The sequence below is a fragment of the Parafrankia sp. FMc2 genome (assembly GCF_041008525.1).
Taxonomy (GTDB): domain Bacteria; phylum Actinomycetota; class Actinomycetes; order Frankiales; family Frankiaceae; genus Parafrankia.
Genome location: NZ_JBFLUG010000002.1, coordinates 107,198 through 133,975, shown reverse-complemented (window position 1 = coordinate 133,975; position 26,778 = coordinate 107,198). Strand labels below are relative to the sequence as shown.

Sequence of the window (26,778 nt, the reverse complement as noted above, 5' to 3'; positions counted from 1 at the left end):
CCGGGGCTGCCGGGGCTGCCGGGGCTGCCGGGGCGACTACGCCATAAGCGGACGGCCTCCCACTCCGCTGCGCGCGGGCCGGTGTGGACGTACCGTCGGCTGGTGGCAGATCCGCCGGCTCCGCACAGTCCGTCCACGCCTCCGACGCACCAGACCGCCGCCGGCGCGGCGGTCCCCGCGACGGCCGACCCGCCTGCGTCCGGGCCCCCGCCGACCGTGATCACCCTGGCCGACCTGCGCCGTTCCGGTCATGTGCACCGGTCGGTCCGAGCCGAGCTGCGGGGCAACCTGCTGGCCCGGATGCGGTCGGACGAGGACCGCTTCCCGGGCATCGTGGGATTCGACGACACCGTTCTCCCCCAGGTCGAACGGGCCCTGCTCGCCGGGCACGACATCGTGTTCCTCGGCGAACGTGGCCAGGGCAAGACGCGGCTGATCCGCACCCTGGTCGGCCTGCTCGACGAGTGGTCGCCGTCCGTCGCCGGATGCGAGATCAACGATCATCCATACGCGCCGGTCTGCGGCCGCTGCCGGTTGCTGCTCGCCGAGGTGGGCGAGAAGCTGCCGATCACCTGGCGGCACCGCTCCGAGCGGTTCGGTGAGAAGCTCGCGACCCCGGACACGAGCGTCGGTGACCTCATCGGCGACGTCGACCCGGTCAAGGTCGCCGAGGGCCGCACGCTCGGCGACCCGGAGACGGTGCACTACGGGCTGGTCCCCCGGACCAACCGCGGCATCTTCAGCGTGAACGAGCTGCCCGACCTGGCCGAGCGCATCCAGGTGGCGCTGCTCAACGTGCTCGAGGAGCGGGATATCCAGGTCCGTGGCTACATGCTGCGGCTTCCCCTCGACCTGCTCCTGGTCGCCTCGGCGAACCCGGAGGACTACACCAACCGCGGGCGCATCATCACCCCGCTCAAGGACCGCTTCGGTGCCGAGGTCCGCACCCACTACCCGCTGCGCCTCGACGACGAGCTGCGGCTGATCCGCCAGGAGGCGGTCATCTCCTGGGCCGGCTCGCCGCTGGGCACGCCCGAGCTGCCCGACCACCTCATCGAGGTGGTCGCCCGCTTCACCCGGCTGGTGCGTGAGGCCCCGCAGGTCGACCAGCGTTCCGGCGTCTCCGCCCGGCTCGCGGTGGCTGCCGCGGAGACCGTCGCGGCCTCGGCCGTGCGCAGGGCCGCCCTGACCGGTGAGGAGACGGCGACGGCCCGGGTCGTCGACCTGGCCGCGATCGTCCCGGCGGTGCGGGGCAAGGTCGAGTTCGACCAGCTGGAGGAAGGGCGTGAGGACGACGTCCTGGCGCTGCTGTTGCGGCGGGCGATCGCCGAGACCTTCCGCGCCAAGCTGGCCGGGTCCGACCTCTCGGGCCTCCAGGAGCGCTTCGAGCGCGACGGGGCGGTGGAGACGGGCGATCTCGTCCCGGCCACCGAGCTGCTGCGCCGGATCGGCCCGGTGCCGGGGCTGGCCGCGATCCTCAACCGGTTGGATGTCGATGGCGCGGAGTCGCCCGGCCTGGCCGCCGCGGCCCTGGAGCTGGCGATGGAAGGCCTGCACCTCAACCGGCGCCTGGCCAAGGAGGAGCTTCCCGGCCGGACGGTCTACGGGGGCTAGGCGGTCTACGGGGCCAGACGGTCCACGGGTGCCAGACGGTCTCCGGGGGCCAGGCGTTCTATGGGGGCTAGGAGGCACCGGTGAGTTCCGGACAGTTCCGATACGGCCCGTGGGACGGCGGGCCCGACCCGCTCGCGTCCCCGTTCGCGGCGACGGATGCCGTGGACGAGATGTCCCGCGAGATCCTCGAGGGGCGCACGCCCCGGGAGGCCCTCGAGGCCCTGCTGCGCCGCGGCATGCCGAACCGCCGCGGCTTGGACGACCTTCGCCGCGCGGTGGAGCGCCGCCGTCGGGAGGCCCGTTCCCGCGGCCGCCTCGACGGGACGCTGGAGGAGGTCCGCCGCCTGCTCGACACCGCCGTCGGGCAGGAGCGGGCCGCGCTGTTCCCCGACCCGGCGGACGAGGCGCGGATGCGCGAGGCGGAGCTTGACGGCCTGCCCTCGGACCCGGCCCGTGCCGTCCGCGAGCTGGCCGACTACGACTGGCGCTCGCGGCAGGCCCGGGAGACCTACGAACAGATCGCCGACCTGCTGCGCCGGGAGGTGCTCGACGCGCAGTTCCGCGGGATGAAGCAGGCGCTGGAGGGCGCCACTCCCGACGACATGGCGCGGGTGCGCGACATGGTCCGCGACCTCAACGAGCTGCTCGAGGCGGACGCCCGCGGCGAGGACACCCAGGACCGCTTCACGGAGTTCATGCGCCAGCACGGCGAGTTCTTCCCGGAGAACCCGGGTGACCTCGACGAGCTGGTCGACGCGCTGGCCCGCCGCGCCGCCGCCGCGGAGCGTCTGCTCGCCGGGCTGACGCCCGCGCAGCGCCAGGAGCTCGCCGACCTGATGGCCACGGCGATGGAGGACATGGGCCTGGCCGGGGAGATGTCGCGGCTGTCGCGGGCGCTGCGGTCCGCCCGGCCCGGGCTGGACTGGGGCGGGCGCGGCCGCGGCCGGGGGCGTGGCCGCGGGCGCTTCTCCGGCGCGATGACCGGAGACGAGCCGCTCGGCCTCGGCGACGCGACCAGCGCGCTGGAGGAGCTCGCCGAGCTCGACGAACTCGCCGCCTCGCTCAGTCAGGACTACCCGGGGGCCTCCCTCGACGACGTCGACCCCGAGGCGGTCGAGCGGGCGCTCGGCCGGGCCGCTGTCGACGACCTGGCGCAGCTGCAGCAGGTCGAACGGGAGCTGGAGCGCCAGGGCTTCATCACCCGCCGTGCCGGGACGCTCGAGCTCACCCCGCGGGCGGTGCGGCGCATCGGCGAGACGGCACTCGCCCGCATCTTCCGGGACGTCACCGCCCGCGGCCGTGGTGACCACACCCACTCGGACGCCGGTTCGGCCGGCGACCTGCTCGGGACGTCCCGGCGCTGGCAGTTCGGCGACACCCAGCCGATCGACGTGGTCCGCACGGTGCGCAACGCGGTGCTGCGGGGCGGGCCGCCGGGCCCGGGCAACCGGATCCGGCTGACGGTCGACGACTTCGAGGTCGCCGAGACGGAGCGCCGCACGAGCGCGGCCGTCTGCCTGCTCGTCGACCTCTCCTACTCGATGGCCCTGCGCGGCACCTGGGGGGTGGCGAAGTCGACCGCCCTCGCCCTGCACTCGCTCGTCACCACCCGCTTCCCGCAGGACAAGGTGCACATCATCGGGTTCTCCGACTACGCCCGGGAGCTGCGGCCCGTCGAGCTCGCGGGCCTGGACTCGGAGATGGTCCAGGGCACGAACCTGCAGCATGCGCTGCTCATCGCGGGTCGGTTGCTGCGCCGCTATCCGGAGTCCGAGCCGGTCGTCATGGTGGTGACGGACGGCGAGCCCACCGCCCACCTGCAGCGGGACGGTACCCCGTCCTTCTCCTGGCCGCCGATGCCCGAGACCCTCGAGCTGACGCTGGCCGAGGTGGACCGGCTGACCCGCCGCGGCGTGTCGATCAACGTCTTCATGCTGGACGACGAGCCCCGGCTCGTCCGCTTCGTCGAGGAGATGGCCCGGCGCAACGGCGGCCGCGTCCTCTCGCCCGATCCATCCACGCTGGGCAGTTTCGTCATCCACGACTACCTGCACTCCCGCAGCTCCCGGCGGGTTGCCCGCTGAGCGGGCGGCGGCCGTCCCGCTGAGCCACCAGAGAGGACTGGCGGACCACACCCGCCCATCGTCAGCACCTTCCGTTACCTAGCTGCTACCGTGCGCGCTCGTGGTGGCAGAGCGCGCACGGCACGACAAGCACCGGCCGGACCGGCACGAGACCGCTCGGCAGGAGCCTGACCGTCCCGGTCGGGTGGGCCGGCGACGGCTCGTCGTCGCCGCGGCTGCCCTCGCGCTCTGCACCCTGGCCCCGGCCGTCCCCGCGCTGGCCGCGGTGGCGACCGGTGGCGTCCCGGCCGCGGGACCGCCGCCGCGTGCCGTCATCTCCGAGGATCTGCCCGGGCCGTTCGCCGGCCGCTACTCCGAGCCGCTGGAACGCCCGCTCGCGGAGCCGATGTCGGCGCCCGTCGCGCTCAGCGGCGTCGAGCAGGCGCGGATCGCGGCGTACTGGTCAGCCGAGCGCCGCACCCGGGCACAGGCGGCCGACACCGTCGACCGGGACGGCGCACCCGTTCCGAGGACCCTGGACGGGCCGGCCGCCACGTGGCAGGCCCCGGACCAGACCGGCCCGCCACCGCCCGCCACCGGCACGCCCTACACCTACGGCGGGCTGGTGACGAGGACGGTGGGCCGGCTCTTCACCACCCTGCGCGGCACCGACTACGCCTGCACCGCGACGGTGGTGTCCAGCCCGGGCCGGGATCTCGCCGTCACGGCCGGGCACTGCCTGCACGAAGGCAACGGCGGGCAGTTCGCGACCAACGTGGCCTTCATGCCGGGCTTCGCCGACGGCTCACTGCCCTTCGGGCTGTGGACCGCCCGCCGGATCACGGTCACCCCGGACTGGGGGCTGCGCGGCAACTTCGACTACGACACCGGTTTCGTCCTGTTCAACACCCTCGACGGACGGCACATCCAGGACGTCGTCGGCGCTCAGAAGATCGCTTTCAACCAGCCACGGACCAGCGCCCAGTACGCGTTCGGCTACCCGCGCATCGCGCCCTACGACGGCGACCGGCTGATCTACTGTGCCGGCCCGCCGATGTCCGACCCGTACGGCACCACCTCGATCGGCCTGCGCTGCGACATGACCGGCGGCGCCAGCGGCGGCCCGCTGTTCGTCGGCCTCGGCCGCGCCGGGCCGGGGGCCGGCTGGGTCGACAGTGTCGTGAGCTACGCGTACGCCGGGGACCCGGACACGGTCTACGGCACCTACTTCGGGCGCGCGATCGAACTGCTCTACTACCAGTCCGGCGAGCTCTGACGCTCGTCCGGCGGGCCCTGACGCTCGTCCGGCGAGCTCTGACCAGGCCGGCGCGGCCCCGCGCCCGGCCCGGCGGGGACGGGCCGATACGGTTCGGGCATGCCTCACTCAGGCAGTTACGGCCTCTTCCTGACCCTGCACGTGCTCGCCGCCGTCCTGCTCGTCGGCCCGCTCTGTGTCACGACGGCAGCGGCCCCCCGCCTCGTCCTCGGTGGCCCGGCGGCCCTGCCCCGGCTGCGGGCCGCGGTGCGTTCCACCCGGTACTACCCGCCGGCGACGGTCCTGGTCACCGGCTTCGGTCTGGTGATCCTGCGGGCCGGCTCGTTCGGCAGCACGCGCGGCCTCGGCGATCCGTGGCTGACGGCCTCGCTGACACTGTGGATCGCGGCGGTCGTGATCACCATGGCCGTCGTCTCCCGGAACCTGCGGCGGGCCGTGTACGAGATCGAGCGCGGGGGCGACGGCCGTCGCCAGCTGCCCATGATCACGATCGGCGCCGCCGCCGCGGTCACCTGCTGGATCCTCGTCGTCGTGCTCATGGTGGTGAAACCGGGCTCCTGACCGCCGTCCGCAACGACTCGCCGTGCTGGGTGGTGTCGTCGATCCGGTCCAGCAGGCGGGCCCAGATCTCCCGGGGCAGGTCGTGTGCCATCCCGTCGATCTCCAGGAGTTCGGCGGACGGGACCGCGGCCGCGGTCAGCCGCCCGCCGCGGACGGGGATGAGCGGGTCGTGTGACCCGTGCACGACGAGGGTGGGCACCCGCAGGCCGGCCAGGGCCGCCGAGCGGTCCGCTGCGGCCAGGACGGCGGCCAGCTGGCGTGCGACGCCGGCCGGGTTCTGCCGCCGCTCCCAGAGAGCCCTCGACCGGCTGTGCAGCCAGCTGACGTCGACCGCGAACTCGGGCGAGCCGATCACCCGCGCGGACTCCTCAGCCCCGAGGATGAACTCGTCCAGCGTGGTCGCCCCTGGCCGCAGCAGCAGGTTGATGGCCTCATCGGTCGGCTTCACACTGTGGTCGCCCGGATGCGACATCACGGAGATGAGGCTGCGGACCCGGTCGGGGCTGTTCAGCGCGAGGAGCTGGGCGATCATCCCGCCCAGTGACACACCCATGACGTGGGCGGAGTCGAGGCCCAGCGCGTCCAGCAGCCCGACGGTGTCGGCGGCCATGTCCTCCAGGCCGTAGGGCGCGAGCCCGGGCTGGCCGGCCACGATGCCCAGCAGGTCGGGTGGGCCGTGCCAGTCGAGGTGGGTGGAGTACCCGACGTCCCGGTTGTCGAAGACGATGACGTGGTAGCCACGCCGGACCATGCTCGCCAGCAGATCGGGATGCCACCCGATGAGGTGCTGCCCGAGCCCGTTCACCAACACCAGCGGCAGGCCGTCAGGATCACCGTGCGTCTCGACAGCGAGTTCGATGCCGTTGACCGGAACGATTCTCATGCCCCGGGACGGTAGCGACAGGCTGGCCATCTCGTCAGTACACGGCTACGGATTCGGCCCCAGATCACCCGGCCGGGCCGGCGGGCCGTCCCGGGCAAACCGCACCAGGGCCTTCCCGGGACGTGCGCCGAGGGCACGTCGAGGAGCGCGACAGCCGCGCCTCAACTACTTTCAGTAGTTGACTGAATCCTCTCCGTAGCAGATGCCGGACGGTTACGCGTGGTATTCCCAACGATCGAGTTCGCCGCGTTCCTGGTGATCGTCATGGCCGTCTCCTGGCTTCTCATGCCGATCCCCGCGCTGTGGAAGCCCTTCATCCTGGGCGCCTCCTACTTCTTCTACGCCTACGCCGATGCCCGGTTCGTCCTGCTGATCATGGCTTCCACGCTGATCAACCAGGCGGCCGCGGTGGCGATCCACCGGTGGCGGGACCGCCGGATCCTGATCGCCGCTGTCGTCTGCGACCTCGGGCTGCTGGGCTGGTTCAAGTACTACGGCTTCTTCGCCCTCTCCGTGGACAGGGCCCTGCAGGACGTCGGGCTGCCCGCCCCGCTTCCCCTGCTGCAGGTGGCGCTGCCGATCGGCATCTCGTTCTTCACCTTCCAGGCACTGTCGTACGTGATCGACGTCTGGCGGCGCGACATCCGCCCCGTCTCACTGATCGACTTCGCCGTCTACGAGGCGTTCTTCCCCCACCTCGTCGCCGGGCCGATCGTGCGCGCGAGCGAGTTCACCCCGCAGCTCGCCTCCCCGCGGGACCCCCGGCAGGTCCAGGTGACCCGCGCGGTCTTCCTCATCGGCGGCGGCCTGGTGAAGAAGGTCGTCCTGGCGGACCTGATCGCGACCAGGATCGTCGACCCGGTCTTCGACGCGCCAGGCCAGCACTCGGCCCTGGAGATCGCCGTCGCCGTGTACGGCTACGCCGTCCAGATCTACTGCGACTTCTCGGCCTACTCGGACATCGCGATCGGGGTGGCCCTGCTGCTCGGCTTCCGGTTCCCCGACAACTTCGACCGCCCCTATGCCGCCATCAGCCTGCAGGACTTCTGGCGCCGCTGGCACATGACCCTCTCCCGCTGGCTGCGGGACTACGTCTACCTCCCCCTCGGCGGCAACCGCCGGGGCCGCCGCCGGACGTACCTCAACCTCATGGTCACGATGACGCTCGGCGGGCTCTGGCACGGCGCCGCCTGGACCTTCGTCCTGTGGGGCGCGCTGCACGGCGCCGGTCTCGCCGCGGAACGGGCCTGGCGCGCGCGCCGCAACGGCCACCCGGGCCCGGAGCAACCCGGGAGCACGCCCACGCCCACCCACACGCCCACGTCCGCACCTGCCGGGTCCGGCCCGAAGCATGTCATCACCCAGCCGACCGGGATGGTCACCCAGCCCCGCTCGTCGGGCCTGCCACCTGGTCCGCCACCCGCGCTGCCGCTACCGACGCCGTCCCGGGAGTCCCTGCTCGGCGCCCACGCCGGAGCCGGCGGCGGGCCAGCCGGCACCGGGATCGGAACCGAGGCTGTCGAGGCCCCGGACCCAGCGCCCGCGACGCTGGCGGCGACCGGCCCGGCCCACCGCCCCACGCACACCCCCGGAGCCTGGCTCAGCCGGATCCTCGTCTTCCACTTCGTCTGCGTGGCCTGGGTCCTCTTCCGCGCACCCGACCTCGGCACCGCGGGCGAGATCTTCACCCGGCTGTTCACCGCCTGGGGCCCAGCACCTCTGGTCACGACGACGGTGCTGGTCGCCATCGTGGCCGGGCTCGGTGCGGCCGCCATCCCGCGCTGGTGGTGGGTGCGCGCCCAGGGCGTCTTCGCCGCCCGCCCCCTCGGGGTGCAGATCGTGCTGGTGGTCGCGTTCCTCCTGCTCATCTACACCTTTGTCGGCCAACAGGACGTCGCACCGTTCATCTACTTCCGGTTCTGACCCGGTGTTCACGGCTGTTCCCGGCTCATGGGCCGGGGCCGCCAGCCGGTCCCGGCCGGCCGCCTCCACGCGCACCGGACAGAACGCCGCACGACCAGCAGCATGAGCGATCATCACTTAAGGTAATCGCTCGAACACGACATCCCGATGACGGCGGGAGACGCCATGACGCAGCGCGACGAGCCCACGGCATCGGCACCATCCGCGCCCGCTCCGCGCAGGGATCCCGACAGGCCGGCGACCTCCCCGCCGCGGCCCGCCACCCCGGCGCCTCGGCCGACGGCACCGCAGGCCACGGCGCCGCGCCCCGTTGCTCCCGAGCCGACAGCCTCATCCACCGGGCCGCGTGCCACGGGTGCCGCCATCCCGCCCGTGGACACACCCGACGAGCCCGATGCGCCGTCGGGCCCGCGGACCCCGGCGATGTCGGCGCGGCAGGCGCTCATCCTGGTCACGGCGTGCCTGGGGCTTCTGGCGGTGCTGCGATCATCCGCGATGGTGCACGCGGGTGAAGGGATGCCGCCGGGTACCACCCGCGATCTGGTGCTCGCCGTGGCACGCCCGTTGGACAAGGTCACCTCGACGCTCTGGCTCGACCAGCCGGACCGGCTGCTGACCAGGGCCTTCGGGCACCCCGACCCCGCCGGGGCGAAGGCGGACAGCTCCGAGCTCGCCTCCGCCGCCGCACTCGCCGAGCCACCGGCCGACAGCCGCGACGGCGCCACCCGCCGGGGAGGCAACGGCAGCGAAGCCACCCGGCTGCGGACCCCGACCGCCGCCGATCCGCTGCGGGTCCTCGTCACCGGTGACTCCCTGACCGAATCCCTCGGACCGACGATCACGAACACCGCGCCGGCGGCGATCCGCGCCGAGACCGACACCCGCTTCGGCACCGGGCTCGTCCGCCCCGACTTCTTCGACTGGGCCACCCACGCCCGCCACCAGGTCAGCGAGCGCAACCCGGAGGCCGTGGTGGTCGCGATGGGCGGCAACGACGGCCAGGGCATCACCCAGCCGGACGGCACCATCCTGCCCGCGGGCTCCGACGAGTGGGCAGCCGAGTACCGCCGCCGGGCCATCGTCCTGATGCGCATCTGGTCGGACGGCGGCAGCCGCCGTGTCTACTGGCTCGGCCTGCCGCCCGCCCGGTCGGAAACCCTGAACGGCTACTTCACCCGGATGAACGAGGCGACCCGGGCGGCGGCCGAGCGGGTGCCCGGCGCGCGCTTCCTTGACCTGCGCCCGACGCTGTCCACTGGCGGGCGCTACACCGACTACCTGACGGACAGCGGCGGGCGCTCCGTCCTCATCCGCACCCGCGACGGCGTGCACCTGACGCTGGACGGCGCCCGGATGGCCGCGGCGCCCGTCCTCGCCGCGCTGGCAGGCGACTGGCATCCACGCTGAGGCAGGTCGGCAGGCAGGCAGGCAGGCGGGCGGCAGGTCGGCCGGGGTCGGTCATGCCCGTCGCACGGGGGCGCAGCGCACGGGGCACCGGGGCACCGGCACCTCAGAACGGGCGGAAGCCGAAGCCCGGGGTGTCAAGATCGGCCCTGGCCGCGCTCACCGCGGCGCCCGCACGTGCCAGCAGCCGAGTGACCTCGTGCTGGGGCAGCGGCACGCCGGGCCCGCTCCCCGCCACGGCCGCCACGGCGGTCGCGGCCGCGGCGAAGAAGTCGTCCGCGAGGACGATGAGCTGGTCTGGCAGTGCATGGTCGGAGATCCGCGGCGGGCGGGCTCCGGAGGGCGCGCCGCTGCCCGCCTCCCGGCCGAGCGCCGCGAACTCGTCGATCAGCGCGCGGAGTCGGTCGGCGCGGGTCGCACCGCCGGAGATCCGCACATCCCAGGCGGAGCCCATCCACCCGCGGGCCCTGGAGACCAGCATGCTCGTCTGCCGGGAGACCTCACGGAGCGAATCCGACATCCGGCCAGGATACCCGCGCGTAACCGTGCCGCACGCCTTGCCGATCGGTGCGGCGGGGCGCACGCTCGAAGCATGTACCGCTGATTCCGGGTTCGACGGACGTCGGGCCTGATCTCTGGAGGCGCGCATGTTGAAGCATCGCTCCCCGCAGACCCACCGGAGCCTCATCGAGCGCATGCCGAAAGCCACCGGACACGATCTGGGGCACTGGCTCGCCCAGCTCAACGAGGGTCCAGGGCTGCTCCGGTCCTCCGAGCGAGTGGGCTGGCTGCGGGACGTGCACAGCCTGCCCCATCGGTACGCCGCGGCCGTCGTGCACGAGGCCCACCTGCGCCGGCATGCGCTCCGCACCTGACCTGCGCTCGCTGCGCTGATCGCCCGCCCGGCGCGGCCCTCGGTGGCCGGCCGCGGCGGGCGGGCGAGAATGACCCGGTGGACCTTGACGCTGCCCGCTCCTTCGCCCGGGATCAGCACCGTGCCGTGCTGGCCACCGCTCGGCGTGACGGCACTCCGCAGCTCTCCCCGGTACTCGTGGCCGTCGACACCGCGGGAGCCTTCGTGATCAGCACCCGGACGACAGCCCTGAAGACGGCGAACATCCAGCGTGAGCCGCAGGTTTCCCTGTGTGTCCTGTCCGATGGTTTCTTCGGGCCCTGGGTGCAGGTCGGCGGCGTGGCCGAGATCATCCGGTTGCCGGAGGCGATGGAGCCCCTCGTCGACTACTACCGGCAGATCTCCGGCGAGCATGCCGACTGGGACGACTACCGCGCAGCCATGGAGCGCGAGCATCGCTGCCTGATCAGGGTGACGCCGACGGTGGCAGGCCCCGACCGCTCGGGATGATCTTCGAGGGATGAACTTCGAGCCGTTGCCACCCGACCTGCCCCCCCGCAGGGGCGGGTGGCCAGCCGCCCGGACGAGTTACTGCCGGAGCTTGGACAGCAGGCGCAGCAGCTCCAGATAGACCCACACGAAGCCGACGAGCAGGCCGAACGCGGCCCGCCACGCCTCCTCACGCGGGGCGCCGTTCGCGACCGCCCGCTCGATGTAGTCGAAGTCGAGGATGAACTGCAGGCTCGCGACGGCGAGGACGGCGACGCTGAACAGGATGCCCAGCGGCGAGGCGTCGTTGATGATCGGCAGGTGGCTGCCGGAGACCGCCCTGACAACCAGGTCGGTGATGCCGAGCAGGACCACGCCGAGCAGTGTGCCGGTGATGATCCGTGCCATGCGGGGCGTGGCCCGTAGCCGGCCGCTGCGGTAGGCGGCGAGCATGGCCACGAAGACCAGCGCCGTGCCGAGCAGGGCCTGGAGGACGATGCCGGAGAAGGCCGACTCGTAGAACCGGGAGACCCCGCCGACGAACAGGCCCTCGAGCGCGGCGAACACCACGACCAGAGGCGGGCTGATCCGGGAACGGAACGAGATCACGAGGCTCAGCGCCAGCGCGGCGACGGCCGCGCCCAAGGCGATGCCCGGCGAGTCCGGCGAGAGGTACCAGCCCACTCCCGCGCCGACGAGCATCACCGCGAACACGCCGAGCGTGTGCATGACCACGTCGTCGAAGGTCAGCCCGCCCCGCGGCGGGGCCGGCGGTGCGGGCGGGAAGCCCGGGCCCTGCGGCCACGGACCAGGCTGCCAGGATCCCGGGGGCGGCGGCACCGGCGACCTCGTCTGCCCGAAGCCGGACCGGGTGAACGCCGGATTGGACGAGTGCAGCTCTGCCATCGGCCTGGACCTCCCCAGCAGCCCGCGCGGGCGACCTGCCGCACGACGATCGCACAGTACAACGGCCCCGCCCCGCCCACCGTTCCGCCCAGGTGCGCGGAGCGACCTTCGGGCCACGGGCGGTTGACCGGCGCCCGGCCGGGCGTACCGCGGTGCGGTGCGCGCTGTCGCGGCCCGGAGACGGACCGCGCGGCCGAGCCGCGGCCAAGCTGGACATATCGGAAGAAGGCGCGGCGCACAGCCACGGAGATCCACTGGATCAGAAACGAGCTGCTGGCAGTCGCTCTTCAGACAAAGCGCCCTTAGGCGTCGCCAGCGTCCGGCCGACCGCCGACCTCAGGGGCAATAGGAGGCAGACGGTCGCCATTGATAGGTGCCGGTGGTCGGAGTCGAACCGACACTCGAGCTGTTTTTAGGACAGCCTCCTCTACCTGTTGGGATACACCGGCTCGTGCACATCGCTGATGTTTCTACCACGCTACGTAGGGTCTGGGAATAACGCATCGCAGGAAAAGTCGTACGGAGCGGCCGACCCGGATCATTTCGTGACTCCTGGTGACGACAGCGACGCGCTCGCCGTCATCTCACGCCAGGCGGTCACGCGTCGATTCGCTTCCGGAGGGCAGCCGTGCCGGCCGACCGACCGGGCATCCGCCGGCTCGGTACCGGGGCCCTGGCGACCCTGCCTCACCCCGGCCAGCCGCCGCCCAGAGCACGGGCCCGCACCAGCGAAGATCAAGGATACCGAAGCCGGCGGCTCACTTCCGCACAGGTCCGGGGGGCCGGATCCCCGGCGCTCGGGGCCCCGGCGTAGCGCGGCCCACCCGGCATCCGCCGCCGCGCTCGACGGCACGACCGGCCCCGGCGACAGCCCGCAGTCCTCACTTCACAGCTGGCTGTTGCAGGTCGACCGCCGAGCGGGTACGCGCTCCTCGCCGAGCCGAGGCCGGACCCGATACCGGCCCACGCCGAGGTGGGTCGGTGGCCTGCGACGAAGCAAACGCCAGGGCGGATGCCGGCGCGGATGGCGGGGCCGACGCCGCGACAGGGCCAGGGAGGGCACCAGACGGAGGGCATTGGCCCCGACGCCGGGACGGGCGCCCGGTGAGGCACGAACCGGGGCGGGAGCCACGCCCGGGCGCCCCGACGGAAGCCGCCGGCGACAGCGGTCGGACCGTCACAGACAGACAGCACCCGCCGGGCGCCGCGCGCCGTCGCGCACCCGACAAGGAAAACAATCCGGCGCTCCACCGAATTCGCTGGCGGCCTCCGTCGCGGGCGCCGCGCGTCGTGGGCGGCGATGCAGGGCGCATGGCACCCGTGCTATTCACCTGCAGCCGGATAGAACAATGCGCCGTTCTGTCGGTGCGGCCCCGGATTAGGCTCTCCGCGCTCGCCCGTGCTTTGCTCAGGCACTCACCCGGGTGTTCCGGGAGCGCCCCGCCATCCCTCCGAGAGAGGCCGGCGGGCGGCTCCGCTCCCGCCTTTCTCGACTGGCGCCGGCGCCGTCCCCAGCACCCGGCGATCGGGCCGCCCCTCGGAGTGGAGAGACAGCCGACGGAGGCCCTCGCGGCACGGTTCGACCGCTTCCACGCACCGGACACGCGTGGGCCCACGCTGTCCGAGGCACCAAGGTGACGCTGGCCACATCTGAACGAAAGCGCAACACGAAGGCAACACTTTCCGCAAGAGATCCGGGACGGACCGCGAGCTCGGCACCCCGGGACCGCCCGCTCCCGGACGGGCCCGGAGGCGACACCTGGCCCGCAATCCCGTCCGGTGGAGTTCGGCTACGCAATCCACGGACAACAATGAGCTGCCGGATGAACCCTCTTCTGGGCCGGAAACCTTCTCGGCGCAGAGAAGCCTCGCGACGAAAACGAGGCCTGGGACCGGGCCCGCGGCGCGCTTCACCGGGATCGGGCGATCGGTCCGGGCGGCCCGGGCGGCCATCCGGCGAGAAAAGTGATCTGTCCCACTGTTCTCGGTGTCGGAACAAGCCCTGGCCCACTCAATACTGTGCGCGGAGGTTTCTGGCGACGCGCGCGTTACCGACTTTCGTCACAGCATCGCCCGGCCGTCGCCGGTCTCCCGGCGGTCACGAGTGGTCACCTGCCCGAGCGTGGCTGGCCGCCGCGGCGAAGACCATGTCGAGCATCGGGGCCGTCAACCGGCCGGTGAAGGTGTTCTGCTGGCTCGGGTGATAGCAGCCGAAGACCCGCAGCACCGCCAGGTCGACGGTCACACCGTGGCCGAACGGCGTCCGGCGCGCAGGCAGCTCGTACCCGGCCGCGCGCAGCGCAGGCCACAGCGCCGCCCAGGCGAACCCGCCCAACACCACGATGCCGCGCAGCCCCGGACGCAGCAGCTCGAGGTCCCGGACGAGCCACGGTCGGCAGGTGTCACGTTCGGCCGGGGTCGGCCTGTTCGCCGGCGGTGCGCACCGCACCGCAGCCACCACCCTGGTGTCGATCACGCACTGGCCGTCGCCGGCCGCGACCGACGTCGCCAACCGGGCCAGGCCGGCCCGGTGCAGTGCCGCGAACAGCCAGTCCCCACTGCGGTCGCCGGTGAAGATCCGGCCGGTGCGGTTTCCTCCGTGAGCCGCCGGGGCAAGCCCCACGACCAGCAACCGTGCGTCGGACGGGCCGAACGAGGGCACCGGCCTCCCCCAGTAGGGCTGGTCCGCAAAGGCGGCGCGGCGCGCGGAGGCGACCTCCTCCCGCCAGGCCACCAGCCGCGGGCAGGCCCGGCAGACCGACATCCGGGCGTCCAGGTCGGCGCAGTCGGCCGCCGTCGCGGCAAGGTCCGCGACCTGCGCGGCGGCCTGGGCGACCGGGGTCGACGGCGTCGCGGGGTCCTCCGGCCATCCCGCCCCGGGAGCGGCGGGCCCGCGGGCCGGAGCGGTCACACGATGCGGGCTGTCCGCGCTTCGGTCCCGTTCACCGGGCGCCGGACCCCACCACTCCCCCGGACCCCACCACTCCACCGAGCGACAACGCGATGCCGTCCAGGATGTCCCGCTCGCTGGCGATCACCGCGGTGGTGCCGGACCGCTCGACCAGGGTCCGCAGCACGAGCGCGCCCGCGGCGATGACGTCGACCCGGCCCGGGTGCATCACCGGGAGAGCCGCGCGCTCGGCGTGGGTCATCGCGAGGAGCCGGGCGGTCACCGCGGCGACATCCTGCGCCGAGGTGACCATGAGGTGGATGCGGTCGGCGTCGTAGGCGGGCAGGGCGGCGGCAAGCGCGGCAACCGTCGTCACCGTGCCGGCGACACCCACCAGGGTGGTGGCAGTGGTGAGCGGGACGACGCGCTCCGCCTGGTCGAACGCCGCGTTCACGTCGGCCACGATCGCGGCCACCTGGGCGGGGGTGGGCGGGTCGTCGTGAAGGTGCCGCTCGGCCATGCGCACACAGCCCACGTTCACCGAGATCGACTCACGGACGCCACCCGCGTCGCCGAGGACGAGCTCCGTCGAGCCGCCGCCGATGTCGGCCAGCAGGATCGGGGTGGAGACACCGTCAAGGTCGCCGATCGCGCCGGCGAACGACAGCGCGGCCTCCTCGTCGCCGCTGATCACCTCGGGGTCGACGCCGAGGATCGCGCGGACGCCCTCCACCAGGTCCGTGCGGTTGCGGGCGTCCCGGGTGGCGCTGGTCGCCACCATGCGCACGCGTGACGCGCCCAGCCGGTCGATCTCGTCGGCGTAGTCGCGCAGCGCGGCGAGCGTCCGGGCCAGCGCGTCCGGGGCGAGCTCGCCGGTGCGGTCGACCCCCGCTCCCAGCCGCACGATCTCCATCCGACGGGTGAGTTCGTGCAGGCGGCCGCCGGAGCCGCCGGCTCCCTCGTCCACCTCGGCGACGAGCAGGCGGATGGAGTTGGTACCGCAGTCGATCGCGGCGACACGGGTCATCCGGCGGTCTCCTCTCGTCCCTGGCCGGGTCCGGCCGCACGACCGCGCGAACGCACGGACTCCTCAGCACAGGATGCGCCGTCGGCGTCGACGCAGGGCCCACGGCCCCCCCAGTCCGCGAGCGCGGCGAGGGCCTCGTCACCGAACGGGTTGACACCGGGACCGGCGGCGAGGCTGTGCGCGACCAGCACGTGCAGGCACTTGACCCGTTCGGGCATACCGCCCGCGCTCGGGTGGCCCGGCAGCGCGCCGCGGGCGTCACGCCGGGCCAGATAGTCCCGATGGGCGGCCGCGTACGCAGCCGCGAGCTCGGGGTCCGTGGCCAGGCGGGCGGTCATCTCCCGCATGACCCCGGAGCCTTCGAGCCGCGAGACCGCCGACGACGCCCGCGGGCAGGTCAGATAGAACAGGGTCGGGAAGGGCGTGCCGTCCTCGAGCCGCGGCGCAGTCTCGACGACGTCGGGCAGCCCGCACGAGCAGCGGTGGGCGACCCCGAGCACCGCCCGCGGCTCGCGCCCGAGCTGCCGCCGCACCGTCTCGGCCTCGGCACCAAGCCCACCGCCACCGCCACCGCCGGAGCCGGAGCCGGAGCCGGCACCGGCGCCGCCGTCAGCGCCGGTGCCAGGCCGCTCCTGCACGCCGTACACGCCATGCCCGCCGGACGAGGCGCCGGCGTCCGCCTGGTCGGTACTCACGGCTTCGCCTGCTCGGTCGGTACAGCCGGCTCGGAGAGCTGTGACCACAGCCGGTTGTACCAGGACCCGTCGCCCGTGCCAGCGCCGGATTCCGCCCCGGCCTCCGCCGTCTGCTGGGGAGTCGTCTGCATGAGATAGGACTTCTCCCCGGGCAGCACGTAGTGCAGCCGGCGGCGCGCCTCGTCAGCCACCCACTCGGAGTCGTTGTACCGGCCGACCTGGTCACGCAGGTCGTCGACCCTGGACTGACGCTCCGCGTTGGCCCGCGTGAGCTCGGAGATCTTGGCCTGCTGCTGCAGGTACAGCCGCAGCGGGTAGGCCAGGGTCAGCACGAGCACGCAGATCACGACCGCGAGCAGCGTGGCCCGGGTGGTCAGCGCCCGGCGGCGGAACGGCACCGTCAGCTCAGCCGGCGGTCGTCCGCCGCGGGAACGCGGCGGCCCCGGCGAACCGTGCCGCGTCGTCGAGCTCCTCCTCGATCCGCAGCAGCTGGTTGTACTTGGCCACCCGCTCGCTGCGGGCGGGAGCGCCGGTCTTGATCTGGCCACAGTCAACGGCCACCGCGAGGTCGGCGATCGTCGTGTCCTCGGTCTCGCCGGACCGGTGCGACATCATCGCCCGGTAGCCGCTGCGGTGGGCGAGGGTGACGGCGTCGAGCGTCTCGGTCAGTGTGCCGATCTGGTTCACCTTCACCAGCAGGGCGTTCGCGGCGCCCTCGGCGATGCCGCGGGCGAGCCGCTCCGGGTTGGTGACGAACAGGTCGTCCCCGACGAGCTGCACCTTCGCGCCCAGCCGGGTGGTGATGCTCACCCAGCCGGCCCAGTCATCCTCGGCCAGCGGGTCCTCAATGGACACGATCGGGTACGAGTCGACCAGGTCGGTGTAGTAGTCGATCAGCTCGTCGGACGAGCGGGCGCTGCCCTCGAAGGTGTACGCGCCATCCTTGAAGAACTCGGTCGACGCGACGTCGAGCGCGAGGGCGATGTCACTGCCGAGGCTGAAGCCGGCCTTGTCGATGGCCTCGGCGATCAGGTCGAGCGCCTCCCGGTTCGTCGGCAGGCTCGGGGCGAAGCCGCCCTCGTCGCCGACGCCGGTCGCCAGGCCGCGGCCCTTGAGCACGCTCTTCAGCGCCTGGTAGACCTCCGCGCCCCAGCGCAGCGACTCGGCGAACGTGCCGGCGCCGATCGGAGCGATCATGAACTCCTGGATGTCGACGTTGGTGTCCGCGTGCGCCCCGCCGTTGAGGATGTTCATCATCGGCACGGGCAGCAGGTGGGCGTTGGGCCCGCCCAGGTACCGGAACAGCGGCAGGCCGCTGGAGGCGGCGGCCGCCTTGGCCACGGCCAGGCTGACGCCGAGCAGGGCGTTGGCGCCGAGCGCGGACTTGTCCGGCGTGCCGTCCAGGTCGATGAGGCGGGCGTCCAGCAGCCGCTGCTCGGTGGCCTCGAGATCCATGATCGCGGGGCCGATCCGGGTGATGACGGCCTCGACGGCCTTGGTGACACCCTTGCCGCCGTACCTGTCGTCGCCGTCACGCAGCTCCACGGCCTCGAAGGCACCGGTGCTGGCACCGCTGGGGACGGCGGCGCGGCCGGGCGTGCCGTCCTCAAGAACGACCTCGACCTCGACGGTGGGATTGCCTCGCGAGTCGAGGATCTCGCGAGCTCCGACAGCCTCGATGGACGGCACGAGCGCACCTTTCGACGGAACGCGACCGGGACACCGGCGCGGGACGGCAGCTGCTGGCGGACAGACGGACAGATCAACGGAAGCGCGGACGGACACACACCGCGGAGCCGCCGAGCGAACCGGCCGCACCGGGGCCGGCCCGGTGGGCCGACCGCGACAGGGCCGGTGAGCCGGCACCGCGGCACCGGCGGCCGGACTCGTCGGGCCCGCCGGGCAGCCGCCCGGGCGCCCGGAACGCGGGACGGCACGGGATCTCGGCACCCGGGGACGAGCGACGCCGTCCGGACGAACCGGTCGGTGCGAGACTACCGCCGGGACGTGCCGCCGCGTCGCCTCCCGGTCGCGCCACGCGGACGCCGGCCCGCCCGGCGTCGTCATCTGACCACGCCAGCGGGCCGCGGGCGCCGTGCACACCACGTTGGTGGGTCTCCCAAGGACTACCAGGGGACTACCGGACCCGCCCGATGGGTGGCATCAGCAACGGCCCGTGGACCGGAAGTCCTGCCCGGGCAGCCAGCGGGGCGAGCGCGCCCCAGCTCTCCGCGAGCCCCCACCCCTCGGCGAGACCGCTGGCGCCACCGAACCCGCCAACGCCGCCTGCACCGGCGCCGACCCCCGCGCGCAGTACCGCAGCGGCGCCGAGGAGCGCGGCCGGCCGTGCCCACGCACCGAGCGCGGGCCGCACCGCCGCGGCCGTCGCCTCCTCACTGGATTTCGGGACCCGCAGCCGGTCCAGCACCGACGGCTTCGGGGTCACCCGCACCCGGGGTGTCTCCCCGGCGGGCAGCCCGGCCCGGGCCCAGGCGAGGTCGATCGCGTGGGACAACCCGCCCAGCTCGTCGACCAGGCCGTGGCGATGCGCGTCGGCGCCTGTCCAGACCCGGCCGCGGGCCAGCTCGTGCGCCTCCTCGGGCGACATCCCGCGGGCCTGGGCGACCTTGGCCACGAAGTCGGCGTAGACCCGGTCGAGGAACTCCTCGAGCTTCGCCCGCTCGGCCTCGGTGAACGGCCGCCGCGGGGACATCATCAGCGCGTTCTCGCCGGCGGCGACCGCGCCGAAGCCGATACCGACCTTGCCGAGCAGGTCCCGGACGACCTGCTTGCCGCCGAACACGCCGATCGAACCGGTCAGCGTTCCCGGGGCGGCCACGATCAGATCACCGCCGAGCGCGACGAAGTAGCCGCCGGACGCGGCCACCGCGCCCATCGAGACGATCACCGGACGGCCGGTGGCCCGGAACCGCTCGATCTCCCGACGGACCACGTCCGAAGCCACGTAGGAACCGCCCGGGCTGTCGACCCGGAAGACCGCGGCGGCGACGCTCGCGTCCCGGGCCGCCGCGCGGAAGGCCGCCGCGACGGTCTGGGCGGCGAGCACCGGCCCACCGAACGGCGTCGTCGACGGAGCGAGCACGACCGGCCCGGTGCCGTGGACCAACGCGACCACCGAGCTGCGCGGATCGAGATCGGGCGGGACCTCGCGCGACGTACCGGCCCCGCTCCCGTCACCGGGCGGGCCGCCCTCGGCCGACCCGCGGCCAGCGCTGCCGGCCCCGGCCGGCCCGCCCGCTCCGTCACGGCGCCGCCCCGCATCGCCTCCCTGCCCGGCGGAGAGCACCGTCGCGGGCAGCGAGGCGGCGAGCGCGCGGGCCTTGCGTACCGGGGACTCCTCCCGGCGGACCGACGTGCGCCGGTAGGCCGAGACGTACATCAGCACAGGTTCGATGTCGTCCGACGATCCCGCTCCACCGGAGCCGGACGGGCCACCCGCCGCGCCGGCAAGATCCCGCGCGCGCGCCCGAGCCCGGTCGTAGATCTCGTCGCGGTAGCCGATCCGGTCGACCAGGCCGGCCGCGAGTGCCGCCTCGCCGGTGAGCGGGGCGTCGTCGATCAGGCTTCTGACCCGCTCGGCCGGCAGGCCGCGGCTGGCCGCGACCGCGGCGACGACCTGCTCGGAGCAGGAATCGACGATCCGCTCGAGCGCCTCCCGGTGGGCGGGGGTGAAGTCCCGCTCGACCAGCGTGTTCACCGCGTTCTTGTACTCGTGGCGCTGGCCGATCTCGACGCTGACACCGAGCCGGTCCAGGGCGTCGCGCAGGAAGGGCGTCTCCATCGCCATCCCGGTCAGGCCGAGATCGCCGGGGGGTGCGAGCCAGATCTCGTCGAACGCGCAGGCGAGGTAGTAGGGGACGGTGCCACCACCGAACTCGCCGAACGTGTCGGCGTAGGCGTAGGCGTAGCCGCCACGGGCCCGGAAGCCGGCGACGGCGTCGCGGACCTCCTGCACCCGTGCCAGCGGCATCCCTGCTGCTCCGATATGGGCGACGAGCACCCGGGCACGGTCGTCCTCACCGGCCCGGCGCAGCCCGTCCACGACCTCGCGCAACGTGACCCGGCGGTGCGCGACCGCCGCCGTGAGCGGATCGGTGGGCACACCTTCGACCAGGTCGGACGTCAGATCCAGTTCAAGGATGACGGGGGCGACGCGACGCCGCGCGAGACGCTGGACGTCAGCCACCGCCTGCCTGGGCGAGGTAACCATGCTGTGAGGCTAGACGACCTGGTGCCCGCCCAGGCGCCACCCGCACAACAGCGGACCACGCGGTGGCCCGGGCCCTGGGCGCAGGCGGGCACCTCCGGGCCTTCGGGCTCCGGGCAGTCAGGCTCCCGGCAGTCAGGCTCCGGGGGCGGCCACCGGCCCCGACGCGGTCACCGGCCCGGCAGCCTCCCACAGCGCGCCCCAGCCGGCCGCGTCGAGCCGTGCGGGCTCCTGGCCGCCGTCGAGGGCGGCGTGCTCGGCCTGAGCCAGCCGATCGCGGAAGGCCCGGGCGCGGCCCCGCAGCGCCGCCTCCGGGTCGACGTCGTACGCACCCGCCAGCGCGGCGGCGGCGAACAGGAGCTCCCCGACCCACTTCTCGTTGATGCCGTCGGCGCCGGCAGACGCGCCAGCGCCAGCCCCAGCGCCGCGTGCCAGCCCGACGGCGAGCCCCACGAGCTCGGACGGAGCCGCCGGGGCATCCGGGGCATCCGGGGCATCCGGGCGGCCAGCCTCGCCCTCCTCCGCCGGAAGGGCCAGGACGAGCGGAAACCCGAGCTTCACCGCACGCCGGAGCAGCTTGGCCGTGAGAGACAGCGCCGGCGCGGAGAGCGGCACGCCCTCGGTGACCGACTTCCGGCTCTTCTCCTGGGCCTTGATCGCGTCCCAGTTGGTGACCACGTCGTCGGCACCGGAGACGGCGACATCTCCGAAGACGTGCGGATGACGGCGGATCAGCTTGGCGGCGAGGCCGGTCGCGACGTCGTCCACGTCCCAGCCCCGCGGGCCGGCCTCGGCCGCCACCCGGGCGTGGAAGAGCACCTGCATCAGAACGTCCCCGAGCTCCTCGCGCAGCTCGGTGAGATCACCGTCCTCGATGGCCTGGTAGGCCTCGTACGCCTCTTCAAGCAGGTAGGGCGCCAGCGAGGCATGGGTCTGCTCGGCGTCCCAGGGGCAGCCGCCGGGCGAGCGGAGCCGGTCCATCACCGCGACGGCGTCGAGCAGCGCCGAGCCGGGGAGGTCCTGGGTGGCGGTGAGCAGGTCGATCCCCGCCGCCGCACCGGCCTCGCGCAGCGCCTGGTCGACGGCGTTCGGGGTGACCGGGTCCAGCAGCCAGGCGATCTGCTCCGGCTGCCGACCGCCGGCCGTCTCCGCCGCGGCGGCAGCGACAGCGGCCCGCACCTGCGCGACCAGGTCGGCCTGATCGGGCAGGTCGCGCAGGAGCGACACCTCGACGCCGGCCGCGCGCAGCGCCGCAAGCTGTGGATGGGCCGGATTCGCCGTCCAGACCGGGACCGAGCGGAGCAGGTCCCAGGCTGCGGCTGTGAGCAGCCCGGGGGCCACCCGGGCGCTCGTCTCGACCAGTGTGATGCGCGGTGCCATGACGGATGTTCCCTCCAGCAGGCCGGGGCCCGCCGGCCGTGATCAGGACCGCAGTGTCAGCACGGCAGCGTCAGGACCGCAGCGTCAGGACTGTGGTTCCAGGACCGCGTGTGTCAGGACTGCAGCGAGAGGTCCAGCGCGGGCTCCGGGGCGGACGTCGTCGCGATCGTGCCCGGCGCGGAGACCACGGCGAACTGCTTCGGGTCCCACTCGCCGAAGCGCGGGTTGACGGAGATGTGCTCGCGGGTCGCGGCCTCCTCCAGCAGCGGCTGGATCCTGGCGGAGCGCTGGTCGGACGCCAGGAAGCGCTGCAGGTAGGGCCGTGCCACCTCGAAGGTCAGGGGCAGGTCGCCGACCTGGGCGACGATGCCGTCGTACTGCGCGCGGGCCTCCGCGGGCGAGGCGAGCGTGGTCGGGGCGACCTTGTCGCCGATTGCCGACTCGAGCGCTCCGGCCCGGACGATGACGTCGACGTCCTCCCGGGCGAAACCGGCCGCGGCGGCGCGGGTCTCGAACGCCTCGACGCTGCCGAAGCGCAGAACCGAGTACGCCTGGTAGTAGGCGTCGATGTCCTGGCCGCTCAGCGTGATGCCGAGCCGCTTCGCCTCCGTCTCCAACACCTTCAGCTGGACCAGGGTCGTGATCGTGCGGCGCTGGAGCTCCGCGCGGTCGAGGCTCTGGGCGGCCTGCTCGGCGGGGACGGACTCGACCGCCTCGAAACCGCGGTCGACGATGCCACGCACGGTGGAGGTCTCGATCGTGCTGGACCCGACCTGGGCGGCCGCCCCGGCGTGCGTCGTGCATGCGGTACCTGCGATGCCGGTCAGCACGGCGAGCCCGAGCCCGGCAAGAAGACGCGGAAACTTCACGGCACTGACCGTATCCGCTCCTCGGCCCGGAAGTGGAAGGGGCCGGTCCGGCTCACCTCACCGGCGGGCCACGAACGGCTCCCGGCACCGTCCGCCGGCCCGGCGTGCCTCATCGGCGTGCCGCACGGCCGGCCGGACTCGCGGCGTCCCGGCTGGCCGCCGCGGCGACCGAGTCGCCGGCGACTGCTTCGAGCAGCTGACCGGCCCAGGCCAGCAGCGCGCGGTCGCGCAGCGGGCGGGAGCCGATCCGGCCGGTCTCGGTCGGCGCCGGGACGAGCACCGTGCGCACCGCCGCCTTGACCACGGATCCCTTGTAGAGCCGGTTGAGCCGCAGGGTCTGGCTCTCCCGCAGGTCCAGCGGGGCGAACCTGATCTGGCGGCCGGCGACGGTGATCTCGGCGACGCCGTGCCGGCGGGCGAGGACCCGCAGGTGGGCGACGGCCAGCAGGTTCTCCACCGGCTCGGGCAGCGGGCCGAAGCGATCGGTCAGCTCGCCGCGGACCTCGGTGATGTCGTCGTCGGAGACGGCGGCGGCAAGCCGGCGGTAGGCGTCGAGACGCAGCCGCTCGCTGGGCACGTAGTCGTGCGGCAGGTTCGCGTCGACGGGCAGCTCGACCTTCACCTCCAGCGGCTCCTCGACCTCGCCCTTGTACTCGGCCACCGCCTCGCCGACCATCCGGACGTACAGGTCGAAGCCGACGGAGGCGATGTGGCCGGACTGCTCGCCGCCGAGCAGGTTGCCGGCGCCGCGGATCTCCAGGTCCTTCATCGCCACAGCCATGCCGGCGCCGAGGTCGTTGTGCTGCGCGATGGTCGCGAGCCGGTCGTGCGCCGTCTCGGAGAGCGGGCGGTCCGGCGGGTAGAGGAAGTAGGCGTAGGCCCGCTCGCGGCCGCGGCCGACCCGCCCGCGCAGCTGGTGCAGCTGGGAGAGGCCGAAGTTGTCGGCCCGCTCGACGATCAGTGTGTTCGCGTTCGAGATGTCCAGGCCCGACTCGACGATCGTGGTGCAGACGAGGACGTCGAACTTCTTCTCCCAGAAGGAGACCATCACCTGTTCGAGGGCGTCCTCGTGCATCTGGCCGTGGGCGGTCGCGATGCGGGCCTCGGGCACCAGCTCACGCAGCCGGGCGGCGGCGCGGTCGATGCTCTCGACCCGGTTGTGGATGAAGAAGACCTGGCCCTCGCGGAGCAGTTCCCGCCGGATGGCCGCGCCGACCTGGTTCGGGTCGTAGGGAGCCACCGAGGTGAGCACCGGATGGCGCTCCTCGGGCGGGGTGTCGATGGTGGAGAGCTCACGGATGCCGGTGATCGACATCTCCAGCGTCCGCGGGATCGGGGTGGCGCTCATGGTGAGCACGTCGACCGCCGTCCGCATCTTCTTCAGGTGTTCCTTGTGCTCGACACCGAAGCGCTGTTCCTCGTCGACGATGACCAGGCCGAGGTCGGAGAACTTCGCCTCGCCGGAGAGCAGCCGGTGGGTGCCGATCACGACGTCCACCGTGCCGTTCGTGAGCCCCTCGAGCACCGCCCGCTGCTCGGAGGGCGAGTTGAAGCGGCTCATCGCCTTCACCGTGACGGGGAACGGCGCGTACCGCTCGGCGAAGGTCTGGTAGTGCTGCTGGACGAGCAGTGTGGTCGGGACGAGCACGGCGACCTGCCGGCCGTCCGCCACCGCCTTGAACGCCGCCCGGACCGCGATCTCGGTCTTGCCGTACCCGACGTCGCCGCAGATCACCCGGTCCATCGGGACCGGCTTCTCCATGTCGGCCTTGACCTCGTCGATCGCGGAGAGCTGGTCGGGGGTCTCCCGGAAGGGGAAGGCGTCCTCCAGCTCGCGCTGCCAGGGCGTGTCGGGGCCGAAGGCGTGGCCGGGCGCCGCCATCCGCGCGCTGTACAGCCGGATCAGCTCGCCGGCGATCTCCTTGACCGCCTTGCGGGCACGGGTCTTGCGCTTGGCCCAGTCGGCGCCGCCGATCCGGTCCAGGCTCGGGCCCTCGCCGCCGACATAGCGGGTGATCTGCTCGAGCTGGTCGGTGGGCACGTACAGCCGGTCGCCGCGGGCGTACTCCAGCAGCAGGTACTCGCGCTTGGCCCCGGCGACCGTGCGGGTCACCATCTCGACGTAGCGGCCGACTCCGTGGGCGTCGTGTACGACCAGGTCACCGGCGGCGAGGGCGAGCGGGTCGATGCCCTTGCGCCGGCGGCTCGGCATCCGCCGCATGTCCCGGGTGGTGACACCGCGGGCGCCGGCCAGGTCGGTCTCGGTGAGCACCGCCAGGCGCAGGGTCGGGCTGAGGAAGCCCTGGCCGAGCTGGGCCTGCGTGACGATGGCCACGCCCGGGACGAGTTCGGCGTCGGCGGCGAGCCGGGCACCGAGGTCGGCCTCCCGCAGGATCTCGACGAGCCGCTCGGCCGGCCCGTGCCCCTCGGTGACGAGCAGCACCCGCCAGGAGTCGGCAAGCCAGCCCTTGATGTCCGCGGTGGCCCGCGCGGTGTCGCCGTGGTAGGCGGGAGCGGGGCGCAGGCTCGCCACGACCGTGTCGTCGCCGAGCAGCTCGTCGGGCTCACCGGCGGCGGGGTCGGCGGCGAACGGGCTGACCGACCACCAGGGGATCCCCAGCTGGGCGGCGCGCTCCCGGGCCTCGGCGACCGAGCGGTAGGTGGCCGCGCCCAGGTCGATCGGCGTGCCGCCGCCGAGCGCCGCCACGCTCCACGAGGCCTCGAGGAACTCCTTGCTGGTCCGCACCAGCTCCGCCGCCCGGGTGCGCACCCGCTCGGGATCACAGACGAGGACACGCGAGGCGGGCGGGAACTCGTCCAGCAGGAGGGTCATCTCGTCGACGAGGACGGGCGAGAGCGCCTCCATCCCCTCGACCGGGATGCCCTGAGCGATCTTGTCCAGCATGTCGACGAGCTGCGGGTGTTCCTTCGCCAGCGCGGCTGCCCGGGCCCGGACGTCCTCGGTGAGCAGCAGCTCACGGCACGGCGGGGCGAACAGGGCCGGCGGCCCGGCGCCGTCGGCCGCGGGCAGGGCCCGCTGGTCGGCGACGGAGAAGTGCCGGATGTCGTCCACCTCGTCGCCGAAGAACTCGATCCGCAGCGGGTGTTCCTCGGTGGGCGGGAAGACGTCCAGGATGCCGCCGCGCACCGCCATCTCGCCACGGCGCTCCACCAGGTCGACCCGGTGGTAGGCGATCCCGACGAGCCGGGCGGTGACCTCCTCCAGGTCGGCGTTGTCCCCCTTGACCAGGGTGACCGGGGCCAGATCACCCAGGCCGGCGACCTGCGGCTGCAGCACCGAGCGGACCGGGGCGACGACGACCGCGAGCGGGCCGGCGCCACCTCGCGCATCCGGATGGGCGAGGCGACGCAGGACGGCCAGCCGGCGGCCCACCGTGTCGGCGCGCGGGGAGAGCCGCTCGTGCGGCAGCGTCTCCCAGCTCGGGTAGACGGCGACCCGCTCCGGGCCGAGCAGGCTCCCCAGCGCGTCGGCCAGGTCGTCGGCCTCCCGGCCGGTGGCGGTGACAACCAGCGTGGTGCGGCCCGGACCGGCCAGCGCCGCGGCGGCGAACGGCCGCAGCCCGGCGGGGCCGGCCAGATCCAGGACAGGCTCGTCCAGCGAGGACAGGGCGCGGATCAGCGCCGGGTCGCCACCAGGGCGGGCTGTGAGCGCGTCGAGCAGCGGCGCGAGGGTCATGTGATCCGTCCCGTGCCTCT

20 protein-coding genes and 1 tRNA gene are annotated in these 26,778 nt (G+C 73.4%); 8 read left to right on the top strand and 13 right to left on the bottom strand.

Annotated elements, in window-relative coordinates; translation table 11 throughout:
* The first annotated feature begins 102 nt into the window (after window positions 1-102).
* The 4 genes from AB1460_RS01785 to AB1460_RS01770 all read left to right on the top strand — a co-directional run bounded on the left by AB1460_RS01785 (window position 103) and on the right by AB1460_RS01770 (window position 5,514).
* Window positions 103-1,614 (top strand): magnesium chelatase, encoded by a 1,512-nt coding sequence (locus tag AB1460_RS01785; RefSeq protein ID WP_368958765.1) that lies wholly within the window; start codon window positions 103-105, stop codon window positions 1,612-1,614.
* An 80-nt stretch (window positions 1,615-1,694) separates the two neighbouring features.
* On the top strand, window positions 1,695-3,698 hold the full coding sequence (locus AB1460_RS01780; RefSeq protein WP_368958764.1) for a vWA domain-containing protein: 2,004 nt from the start codon (window positions 1,695-1,697) through the stop codon (window positions 3,696-3,698).
* Window positions 3,699-3,801: 103 nt separating this feature from the next.
* Complete coding sequence (locus tag AB1460_RS01775) at window positions 3,802-4,953, top strand: trypsin-like serine peptidase (RefSeq protein ID WP_368958763.1); 1,152 nt, start codon at window positions 3,802-3,804, stop codon at window positions 4,951-4,953.
* A gap of 99 nt (window positions 4,954-5,052) precedes the next feature.
* On the top strand, window positions 5,053-5,514 hold the full coding sequence (locus AB1460_RS01770) for a hypothetical protein (protein WP_368958762.1): 462 nt from the start codon (window positions 5,053-5,055) through the stop codon (window positions 5,512-5,514).
* On the opposite strand, the gene AB1460_RS01765 is transcribed toward AB1460_RS01770, so the two are convergent.
* Window positions 5,489-6,397, bottom strand: a complete 909-nt coding sequence (locus AB1460_RS01765; RefSeq protein ID WP_368958761.1) for an alpha/beta fold hydrolase — start codon at window positions 6,395-6,397, stop codon at window positions 5,489-5,491. The genes AB1460_RS01770 and AB1460_RS01765 overlap by 26 nt on opposite strands.
* 219 nt (window positions 6,398-6,616) lie before the next feature.
* Here AB1460_RS01765 and AB1460_RS01760 point away from each other — a divergent pair, with 219 nt between their 5' ends.
* Window positions 6,617-8,320 carry an MBOAT family O-acyltransferase gene (locus AB1460_RS01760; RefSeq protein WP_368958760.1) on the top strand — a complete coding sequence of 568 codons (1,704 nt, stop codon included), beginning with the start codon at window positions 6,617-6,619 and terminating at the stop codon, window positions 8,318-8,320.
* 423 nt (window positions 8,321-8,743) lie between these two features.
* Entirely contained in the window at window positions 8,744-9,727 is a 984-nt protein-coding gene (locus tag AB1460_RS01755; protein WP_368958759.1) for an SGNH family hydrolase, read from the top strand.
* Between the two features lie 103 nt (window positions 9,728-9,830).
* Here AB1460_RS01755 and AB1460_RS01750 read toward each other — a convergent pair whose 3' ends face one another.
* Window positions 9,831-10,244 carry a hypothetical protein gene (locus AB1460_RS01750; protein WP_368958757.1) on the bottom strand — a complete coding sequence of 138 codons (414 nt, stop codon included), beginning with the start codon at window positions 10,242-10,244 and terminating at the stop codon, window positions 9,831-9,833.
* Window positions 10,245-10,371: 127 nt separating this feature from the next.
* Between AB1460_RS01750 and AB1460_RS01745 the strand changes: the two genes are divergently transcribed.
* The gene (locus tag AB1460_RS01745; protein WP_018634628.1) at window positions 10,372-10,599 is read left to right on the top strand and encodes a DUF4287 domain-containing protein; all 228 of its coding nucleotides are present in this window, start codon (window positions 10,372-10,374) and stop codon (window positions 10,597-10,599) included.
* 77 nt (window positions 10,600-10,676) lie between these two features.
* The gene (locus tag AB1460_RS01740; protein WP_368958756.1) at window positions 10,677-11,087 is read left to right on the top strand and encodes a PPOX class F420-dependent oxidoreductase; all 411 of its coding nucleotides are present in this window, start codon (window positions 10,677-10,679) and stop codon (window positions 11,085-11,087) included.
* 78 nt (window positions 11,088-11,165) lie between these two features.
* On the opposite strand, the gene AB1460_RS01735 is transcribed toward AB1460_RS01740, so the two are convergent.
* The 11 genes from AB1460_RS01735 to mfd all read right to left on the bottom strand — a co-directional run bounded on the left by AB1460_RS01735 (window position 11,166) and on the right by mfd (window position 26,758).
* Window positions 11,166-11,972 carry a Bax inhibitor-1/YccA family membrane protein gene (locus tag AB1460_RS01735; protein WP_368958755.1) on the bottom strand — a complete coding sequence of 269 codons (807 nt, stop codon included), beginning with the start codon at window positions 11,970-11,972 and terminating at the stop codon, window positions 11,166-11,168.
* A gap of 374 nt (window positions 11,973-12,346) precedes the next feature.
* Window positions 12,347-12,421, bottom strand: a tRNA-Leu gene (locus AB1460_RS01730).
* Window positions 12,422-14,070: 1,649 nt separating this feature from the next.
* Complete coding sequence (locus tag AB1460_RS01725) at window positions 14,071-14,883, bottom strand: uracil-DNA glycosylase (protein ID WP_368958754.1); 813 nt, start codon at window positions 14,881-14,883, stop codon at window positions 14,071-14,073.
* Between the two features lie 31 nt (window positions 14,884-14,914).
* On the bottom strand, window positions 14,915-15,889 hold the full coding sequence (locus AB1460_RS01720) for an exopolyphosphatase (RefSeq protein WP_368958753.1): 975 nt from the start codon (window positions 15,887-15,889) through the stop codon (window positions 14,915-14,917).
* Window positions 15,886-16,422: a DUF501 domain-containing protein gene (locus AB1460_RS01715; protein ID WP_368958801.1), complete on the bottom strand. Its 537-nt coding sequence runs from the start codon at window positions 16,420-16,422 to the stop codon at window positions 15,886-15,888. The genes AB1460_RS01720 and AB1460_RS01715 overlap by 4 nt, the downstream gene beginning before the upstream one ends.
* Window positions 16,423-16,580: 158 nt before the next feature.
* Entirely contained in the window at window positions 16,581-16,982 is a 402-nt protein-coding gene (locus AB1460_RS01710; protein ID WP_368958752.1) for an FtsB family cell division protein, read from the bottom strand.
* Window positions 16,983-16,989: 7 nt separating this feature from the next.
* Window positions 16,990-18,273, bottom strand: coding sequence for a phosphopyruvate hydratase (eno, locus tag AB1460_RS01705; RefSeq protein WP_368958751.1), 1,284 nt, complete (start codon window positions 18,271-18,273; stop codon window positions 16,990-16,992).
* 448 nt (window positions 18,274-18,721) lie between these two features.
* A complete protein-coding gene (gene sppA / locus AB1460_RS01700; RefSeq protein ID WP_368958750.1) occupies window positions 18,722-20,815 on the bottom strand; it encodes a signal peptide peptidase SppA in 2,094 nt (697 codons plus the stop codon).
* 132 nt (window positions 20,816-20,947) lie between these two features.
* Complete coding sequence (locus AB1460_RS01695) at window positions 20,948-22,192, bottom strand: MazG family protein (protein WP_368958749.1); 1,245 nt, start codon at window positions 22,190-22,192, stop codon at window positions 20,948-20,950.
* Between the two features lie 113 nt (window positions 22,193-22,305).
* The gene (locus AB1460_RS01690) at window positions 22,306-23,061 is read right to left on the bottom strand and encodes a SurA N-terminal domain-containing protein (RefSeq protein ID WP_368958748.1); all 756 of its coding nucleotides are present in this window, start codon (window positions 23,059-23,061) and stop codon (window positions 22,306-22,308) included.
* Between the two features lie 109 nt (window positions 23,062-23,170).
* Complete coding sequence (gene mfd / locus AB1460_RS01685) at window positions 23,171-26,758, bottom strand: transcription-repair coupling factor (protein WP_368958747.1); 3,588 nt, start codon at window positions 26,756-26,758, stop codon at window positions 23,171-23,173.
* Between the last annotated feature and the right edge of the window lie 20 nt (window positions 26,759-26,778).

What these genes read in the sequence shown, in the direction of transcription:
- AB1460_RS01735 (WP_368958755.1), bottom strand. Translation starts at nt 11,972, where the DNA reads ATGGCAGAGCTGCACTCGTCCAATCCGGCGTTCACCCGGTCCGGCTTC.
- sppA (WP_368958750.1), bottom strand. Translation starts at nt 20,815, where the DNA reads ATGGTTACCTCGCCCAGGCAGGCGGTGGCTGACGTCCAGCGTCTCGCG.
- AB1460_RS01770 (WP_368958762.1), top strand. Translation starts at nt 5,053, where the DNA reads ATGCCTCACTCAGGCAGTTACGGCCTCTTCCTGACCCTGCACGTGCTC.
- AB1460_RS01765 (WP_368958761.1), bottom strand. Translation starts at nt 6,397, where the DNA reads ATGAGAATCGTTCCGGTCAACGGCATCGAACTCGCTGTCGAGACGCAC.
- AB1460_RS01720 (WP_368958753.1), bottom strand. Translation starts at nt 15,889, where the DNA reads ATGACCCGTGTCGCCGCGATCGACTGCGGTACCAACTCCATCCGCCTG.
- AB1460_RS01755 (WP_368958759.1), top strand. Translation starts at nt 8,744, where the DNA reads ATGTCGGCGCGGCAGGCGCTCATCCTGGTCACGGCGTGCCTGGGGCTT.
- AB1460_RS01695 (WP_368958749.1), bottom strand. Translation starts at nt 22,192, where the DNA reads ATGGCACCGCGCATCACACTGGTCGAGACGAGCGCCCGGGTGGCCCCC.
- mfd (WP_368958747.1), bottom strand. Translation starts at nt 26,758, where the DNA reads ATGACCCTCGCGCCGCTGCTCGACGCGCTCACAGCCCGCCCTGGTGGC.
- AB1460_RS01750 (WP_368958757.1), bottom strand. Translation starts at nt 10,244, where the DNA reads ATGTCGGATTCGCTCCGTGAGGTCTCCCGGCAGACGAGCATGCTGGTC.
- AB1460_RS01745 (WP_018634628.1), top strand. Translation starts at nt 10,372, where the DNA reads ATGTTGAAGCATCGCTCCCCGCAGACCCACCGGAGCCTCATCGAGCGC.